Origin of the sequence: Paenibacillus sp. F411 (genome assembly GCF_017582705.1) — a bacterium.
GTDB classification, from domain to species: Bacteria; Bacillota; Bacilli; order Paenibacillales; family Paenibacillaceae; genus Paenibacillus_AQ; species Paenibacillus_AQ algicola.
The window spans coordinates 1-6,856 of sequence record NZ_JAGFIP010000032.1 but is presented as its reverse complement, the minus strand read 5'-3'; the positions used below and the strand labels follow the sequence as shown (position 1 = coordinate 6,856).

General features: G+C 39.6%; 6 protein-coding genes and 3 pseudogenes. 8 read left to right on the top strand and 1 reads right to left on the bottom strand.

Features of this window, described 5'->3' with window-relative positions; genetic code table 11:
* Positions 1 to 179: 179 nt before the first annotated feature.
* Both JJQ72_RS19925 and JJQ72_RS19920 read left to right on the top strand, forming a co-directional pair.
* A complete protein-coding gene (locus JJQ72_RS19925) occupies positions 180 to 992 on the top strand; it encodes an RHS repeat-associated core domain-containing protein (RefSeq protein WP_243896296.1) in 813 nt (270 codons plus the stop codon).
* Positions 989 to 1,558, top strand: a complete 570-nt coding sequence (locus JJQ72_RS19920) for an imm11 family protein (RefSeq protein ID WP_208204752.1) — start codon at positions 989 to 991, stop codon at positions 1,556 to 1,558. The genes JJQ72_RS19925 and JJQ72_RS19920 overlap by 4 nt, the downstream gene beginning before the upstream one ends.
* Before the next feature lie 78 nt (positions 1,559 to 1,636).
* Here JJQ72_RS19920 and JJQ72_RS19915 read toward each other — a convergent pair.
* Positions 1,637 to 2,856, bottom strand: a pseudogene (locus JJQ72_RS19915) (IS256 family transposase).
* Between the two features lie 140 nt (positions 2,857 to 2,996).
* On the opposite strand from JJQ72_RS19915, the gene JJQ72_RS19910 reads away from it, so the two are divergent.
* The 6 genes and pseudogenes from JJQ72_RS19910 to JJQ72_RS19885 all read left to right on the top strand — a co-directional run bounded on the left by JJQ72_RS19910 (position 2,997) and on the right by JJQ72_RS19885 (position 6,691).
* Positions 2,997 to 3,467 (top strand): SMI1/KNR4 family protein, encoded by a 471-nt coding sequence (locus tag JJQ72_RS19910; protein WP_208204751.1) that lies wholly within the window; start codon positions 2,997 to 2,999, stop codon positions 3,465 to 3,467.
* 418 nt (positions 3,468 to 3,885) lie between these two features.
* On the top strand, positions 3,886 to 4,032 hold the full coding sequence (locus JJQ72_RS19905; RefSeq protein ID WP_208204750.1) for a recombinase family protein: 147 nt from the start codon (positions 3,886 to 3,888) through the stop codon (positions 4,030 to 4,032).
* Between the two features lie 45 nt (positions 4,033 to 4,077).
* Positions 4,078 to 4,521, top strand: a pseudogene (locus JJQ72_RS20945) (HNH/ENDO VII family nuclease).
* 14 nt (positions 4,522 to 4,535) lie between these two features.
* A complete protein-coding gene (locus JJQ72_RS19890) occupies positions 4,536 to 4,985 on the top strand; it encodes an SMI1/KNR4 family protein (RefSeq protein ID WP_208204748.1) in 450 nt (149 codons plus the stop codon).
* A 421-nt stretch (positions 4,986 to 5,406) separates the two neighbouring features.
* Positions 5,407 to 5,490 (top strand): annotated as a pseudogene (locus JJQ72_RS20585) (recombinase family protein); the annotation flags it as partial.
* Between the two features lie 59 nt (positions 5,491 to 5,549).
* Positions 5,550 to 6,691 (top strand): IS3 family transposase gene (locus tag JJQ72_RS19885; RefSeq protein WP_481856874.1). Its coding sequence is split into 2 segments (ribosomal slippage): positions 5,550 to 5,814 and positions 5,814 to 6,691, totalling 1,143 coding nucleotides; the frame shifts between segments, so codons are not numbered across the junction.
* Positions 6,692 to 6,856 lie beyond the last annotated feature (165 nt).

The following is a 6,856-nucleotide window of genomic DNA, read 5'->3' as shown; positions in this document are numbered from 1 at the left end:
CCTTGAAGGAAAATATCCAATTACATGATGTTTGCGTAGATTTCATCAAATCATGAAGTTGAAATAAAAGAACTAGGGGAAAACCTCTAGTTCTTTTTAACTAATTAGACTTAGGAGGATTCTCTTACCAGGCCGGCAGTATTACGTATGGTTATAATGCAGAGAACGAGCGGACCTGGATGAACGTGAAGGGCCAGACCACTCTTTATGTGGTAAATCCGCATGCAGAGTACAGCCAGCTGCTGCTGGAGACCGATGAGGCGGGCAGAGTGAGCGCCGCTTATGTCTACGGTCTCGGCCTGATTGGCCGCGAGAGCGCAGACGGGCGCTACCAAAGCTACCATTACGATCTGCGCGGCAGTACGACACGGCTCACAGATGAAGAAGGCGACGTCACCGACCGCTATACCTATGGGGCCTTCGGCGAACTCGTGAAGCACGAGGGCACCACCCGCCAGCCGTTCGCCTACAACGGCCGCGATGGTGTACAGACTGACATCAACGGCCTTTACTACATGCGCGCGCGATACTATAACCCGGACATCAAGCGGTTTATGAACCGCGATGTGCTGCGAGGAGAAGTGAGCCTGGGGCTCAGTATGAACCGCTTCGCGTATGTAAACGGCAATCCGGTGACGTTTGTGGACCCGCTGGGGCTGGATGCGATTCAGGCAGGGAAGAGTAAGGGTACTACTAAACCTTTACAAAAACACCACTATGCAACAAATAAAAGTAAGAAATACACTCCTCAAATGGAGAATATAACTAAAAAGTATGGTTTAGATTTAGATGATGAATGGAATAAGGAATTATTAGCTCATCAAGGGAGACATCCATATGCATATCATGATTATGTATTAGATAAACTGAGCACTTATGATAGATTAGCTAAAGGAGATAGGGAGAAATTCCTTAAATTGTATGAAGGGTTAAAGCAGGAAGTAAGGGATAATCCAGATATGCTTTATAAAGAATATTGGAGGTCAAAATGAAATACTTCAAACTAATTTTAGATGACTGCAACGATAATGATGTAGTTGTTCATTGTGAGGATACACATGGATTTGAGCAGTATGAGTTAAAAGAAGGGAATTTTTTAGAGAATTGGAATGAGAATATCACTTTTTATTTTAATCTACATGATGGAAATAGATTTACTGACTATTTAGCAAATAATTTAGGCTGGTTCATTGTATCAAAAAAGTTTAAGGATGTAATAAAAAAATTTGAAGAAGGTGTGCAATTTCTACCTGTAAATATTGTTGATTTTGAAGGTAAATATAAGATAGAGAACCATGAATATTTTGTTGCAAATGTATTAGGGGTAGTTGACGCATTAAACCTAGAAAACTCTGATTATAGTGTTATGGAATTAGATGGTGAAAAAATATATTCTGTAAGAAAATATGCAGTATCGGAAGACAAAATAAATAACAAAAATTTGTTCAAATTAAAGGGAGCTGAAATTCCGTTATTCGTGTCAGAAACTTTTAAGCAATTAGTTGAAGAAAGTAATATTACTGGTTGTGAATTTCTAGAAATAAGAAATATCTTATAATTTTTGGGTCTGTCAATAAGTTTGTGTAAACTCTAAATCAAGAGTTCCCCTGTTAATGTTAAGAGAAGAAGATGCTCTTTAAGGCAGATGCTGGCCAATCCGCTCAGGATAAAACACGGATCGTTGAAGCAGGATCTGGCCCCAGTTTTGGACACGACCTGTCCACTTGCGAGTCACATCGACCGTCACTAAATAGAGCATTTTGAGAAGAGATTCATCCGTAGGAAAGATGCTTTTCCCTTTCGTCACTTTACGGAGTTGGCGGTGGTAGTTCTCAATCATATTGGTCGTATAAATAAGCTTGCGAAGCTCAGGCGGGTACTTAAAGAACGTGGCAAGTTCTTCCCAATTGTTGCGCCAGGAACGGACAATGAGTGGATATTTGGCGCCCCAGATCTCCTCAAACCGATCCAATTCCAGTAGAGCCATGTCCTCTGTTGTGGCCTTGTAGATGGGCTTTAAATCCGAGGTCACCTTCTTGAGATCTTTGTAGGATACATAACGGGTGGAGTTGCGGATTGGGTGGATGATACATTTTTGGATTTCCTTACTGGGATAACATGCTGAAATCGCTTGTGAGAAGCCCGTAAGGTTATCTACACAAGTAATGAGAATGTCCTGAACACCGCGATTTTTCAATTCATTGAGCACACTGAGCCAGAACTTTGCAGACTCATTCTCACCAATCCACATGCCAAGGACGTCTTTGTTTCCATTCAAATCAATGCCAATGACCATGTAAGCAGACTTGTTGACGATGGCCCCATCCTGTTTCAACTTGAAATGAATGGCGTCCAGAAACACCACAGCATACACGCTCTGTAGGGGGCGATTCTGCCACTCTTTCACGAGAGGGATAATCTATTGGTCACGTTGGAGATGAAGGTCGGAGAGACATCGAGGCCGTACAGCTGCTGCAGATGGTCCTGAATCTCACGAGTGCTGACGCCTTTGGCATAAAGTGCAATAATTTGGTCCTCAATGCCTGTCACATTGGACTGATGCTTCTTGACCACTAACGGCTCAAACTCACCTTCACGGTCTCGAGGTACCAAAATTTGCTGCTCACCATATTCACTGGTGATCTTCTTTTTGCTCTTGCCGTTTCGGCTGTTTGTGGTTTGCTTGTTCTTCACGACATGCTTTTCGTAACCCAGATGCTGATCTATCTCGGCCTCCAGCATCTCCTGAAGTGTTTCTGCAAACAGATCTTTCAAGGCGTTTTGTGCATCCTGCGCGGTCATCAGATTATTCTCTTCAATGAAAGCTCGCAGCTGTTGTTTATCCCAAAGTCCCATGTGTTCTCCCAACCTTTCTACTATGTTTCATTTTAATAGTTTTGGGAGTTTACACAATCTATTTTACAGACTCTAATAAATGGCGAACTGATTACTGGAAAAATAGAGCCAATGACTTTTAATGTTAAAGGGGAATGGAAATGAGTGTAGAAAATTATCAAAAAGCAAAAGAAATTATTTTGAGTGAAGAAGAGATTGCAGACTTTGTGGGTGGTCATACAGATGAATTAATTAGTTTGGCTGAAGAAAAATTAGGGTTAAAGTTTACTGGTTTATATCTTGATTATTTAAAGGCATTTGGAGCAGGTAATTTCGGAGCACAAGAAATATACGGAATTATTAATGCTGATTTTGAAAATTCATCAGTTCCAGACGCTATATGGTACACTTTAACAGAACGAAGAGAAATTAATCTACCTAATAATCTACTAGTTATATATGATACAGGGAGTGACGAAATATTTTGTTTAGACTTTAATCAACTTGATGATAATGGTGAACCAAAAGTAGTATCTTTTGTACCTGGAGTTGACTTAGAGAGTCAAACATATGAAATAATTGCTAATGACTTTGGTGATTTTTTATTAGACTTAGTTAAGCTAGAAGTATAGATTTGAAAACCTTGATTGGCTATATGCCTTTCAAGGTTTCTTTTTTATTGGGGGGCTATCCAGTGACGAATAGTTCACTTTTTATTCAGAGAATATGAGTAACTCTTGTAAGCTCTATATTATGTTCTTACAAATTATAAAGTACGTACAACACCTATAAAACCGGTTTAACCCCTTTAATTCGGACCACGCACCTCTTATTCGACCAATTGCATTGAATTGCTTAAGGTTGTTCGGTTTTCGTCATTTTCCTTCCGGCGGTTACACTTTGATGACCTTGGGCTCCACCACTCCTTGTTGAATTGCATCTCGGTATTCGTACGGCGACAGATCGTATATAACTAGAGACGGTCGTATAATACTCGCTATTCGTTTAAAAAGCGTTACGAAAATTAAAATGTAACGGGAGTGTGAATAGTTGAACGTTGTTGGGTATCTACGAGTCTCCACTCAAGGACAAGCAAGAGAGGGAGATGGCTTAAAATCTCAAGAAGATGAATTCAAAGCATACTGTGAAGAACAGGGTTTTATTGAGTATGTGGTAGTTGGACAGACAAAGTTATAAAGTAATTGCTAGTGATTTTGGTGATGGTATGTAAACGGCAATCCGGTGACGTTTGTGGACCCGCTGGGGCTGGATGCGATTCAGGCGGGGAAGAGTAAGGGTGGGGGTGAAACTGCTAAGTCAGTTAACAAGTATTGGGATAACGTTATAGAATTTAATGGTAATAAGTTGTATCCTAGAAATGACTTGTTTGACCCTAATACGATAAGTTCTTGGAAGGCAAAGGGAAAAACGGTTACTGGCACAAATGCTGAAAGAATGGCATCTGGGAGAGCTCCAATAGGATATGATGGTAAATCAATAAATCTATATCATTTAACCCAGACCTAGTCGGGATCTATTGCAGAAGTTAGTCAGTCTTTTCATCAAAAATATTACTCTATACTTCATATTAATACTGGGGAATTACCATCTGGGATAAATAAGGCGGATTTTGACGCTTGGAAAAAAGGATATTGGAATAATAGATCCAATGATTTTATGCAATAAGAAAGAGGGATAAAATGAATAAGTATGATGAGATACAAAAGCTAATTGCTGAAGCGGGGGATTCGGTTGAATTCGCAGATTATGGAGAGGGGATTTCTGAAGAATGGATAATAAAAGCTGAAGAGCGACTAGGTTTCAGACTTCCTGATTCTTACAAATGGTGGTTAAGAAACTATGGTGGTGGAGAAATCTATGGTGAAGAGATATTTAGTATTTATGAACAAGATTTTGATACCGTTGTCGGTGGAGATGTAGTGTATAATTATGAATTAAACATGAAAAATAAAAATTACAGTAAAGAGAAAGTTGTAATTTGTGAAGCAAATGATGATGTTTTCTATTTTGATCTATCTAAAAGAAAAGATGAAAATGAATTAGCAATCTATTCTTTGAATGATAATAAAAAATATGCGAATGATTTCATTGAAATTTTAAAGAAAAGAATGGCAGAAAAATATTTATAAAACTATTCTTAAAACCTTGATTGGCTATTTGCCTTTCAAGGTTTCTTACTTTAATGCCTATATTAAATCAGCTGATATTGAGTGAGAGAAAAAGAAAATGACCTGTATGAGAATCGAGAGCTCATGATGGTTGTACCGTCATGGAGTATCGTTTCAATACATGGAGGAACTAACAAGAATGAGAAAATGGGCGAGATGACATTTTACATGGCAGGGGTAGTTATGACATGGAAAGGATAATAAATTAACGAGAATGACAAAGCTCGTGGCGATAAACAATGGCTAACGTAATAAGGCGTTCTTACTCAGCGTTGGCTTATAAATTTTAGGTTGTATTTTTACAAGAGATGGTCTTATAATACTCACTATTCGTTTAAAAGCGTTACATAAACTGTTATTTCCGTAACGGGAGGGTGAAAAGTTGAATGTCGTTGGGTACAGACGAGTTTCCACTCAAGGACAAGCAAGAGAGGGATATAGCTTAAAATCTCAAGAAGATGAAATCTGAATCGCTACACTTAGTTGGACAGAAAAAATAAGGGCTAGTAGAATGAAAACAACACCATGGGGAGTAGATCTACTATGCCAAGAGAAAGACGTACATTTACAGCAGAATTTAAGAGACAAATGGTTCAGTTATATACAAATGGGAAAACAAGAGCGGCCATTGCAAACGAGTATGAGCTTAGCCCCTCTGCGCTAGATCGCTGGATCAAACAATCACAAACCTCAGGCTCGTTTTCTGAAAAAGACAATCGAAGCGCTGAAGAGAATGAACTTATTGCGCTTCGAAAAGAACTGAAGCAACTGCGAATGGAGAATGACATTTTAAAGCAAGCCGCGCTGATCATGGGACGAAAATAAACATCATTAAGCAAAACAGTGATAAATACTCGGTATCAGCAATGTGCGAAGTCCTGCAAATCGCTAAAAGCACGTTCTATTATGAAGCGAGCGAGAAAGGTAACAAAGTCGACGATAACCTTACGAAAGCTATCGTAGAGATTTTCCAGAGTAATCGCAAAGCCTACGGAACACGGAAGATTAGAACGAAACTCCAGGAGCAAGGATACACGGTTTCCAGGCGCTGTATTGGGCGGATTATGAAAGAGCAAGGTCTTGTGTCCACGTACACAATCGCTCAGTATAAACCGCATAAAACGGCTTGTAACGATGCAAAAACAGCCAATGTTTTGAAACGCGAATTCAACCAAAAAGAAGCAAAACGTTTTGTCGTCAGCGATCTGACGTATGTTAAAGTCGGGCATAAGTGGCATTACATTTGTGTACTGATCGACTTATTCAATAGAGAAATCATTGGGCACAGTGCAGGTCCACGTAAGGATGCTGCTTTGATTTCTCGTGCCTTTGCCACAGTAGAAGGCGATTTGAGCGACATACAGTGGTTTCACACGGATCGTGGAAGAGAGTTTAAAAACCAGACTATGGATGCGTTGTTACAGACCTTTAACATTGGTCGTTCACTCAGCATGAAAGGCTGTCCTTACGACAACGCCGTCGCTGAAGCGACTTACAAAGTAATGAAGACCGAATTCTTTAACCAGATGAATTTCCAGAGTCTCCACCATCTTAGGTTAGAATTATATGATTATGTGAACTGGTTTAACAAACACCGGGTTCATGGTTCACTAGGTTACATGACGCCCGTTCAGTATAAAGCTGCGGCCCTTAAAAAAGTTGTCTGATTTACTGTTGACAGTCCAAATCATTAATTTATAGTGGGAGGCTTGTATGAGAAAGTTGAGTCCTAGCCAAGAATTATTTTTCAATACTCTACAGGAAATTCAAGAAGAGGTAGTTCAGACTGCTGTGAGTAAAAGTAGTTGTGAAAATGCTGAGAGGCTATTGTA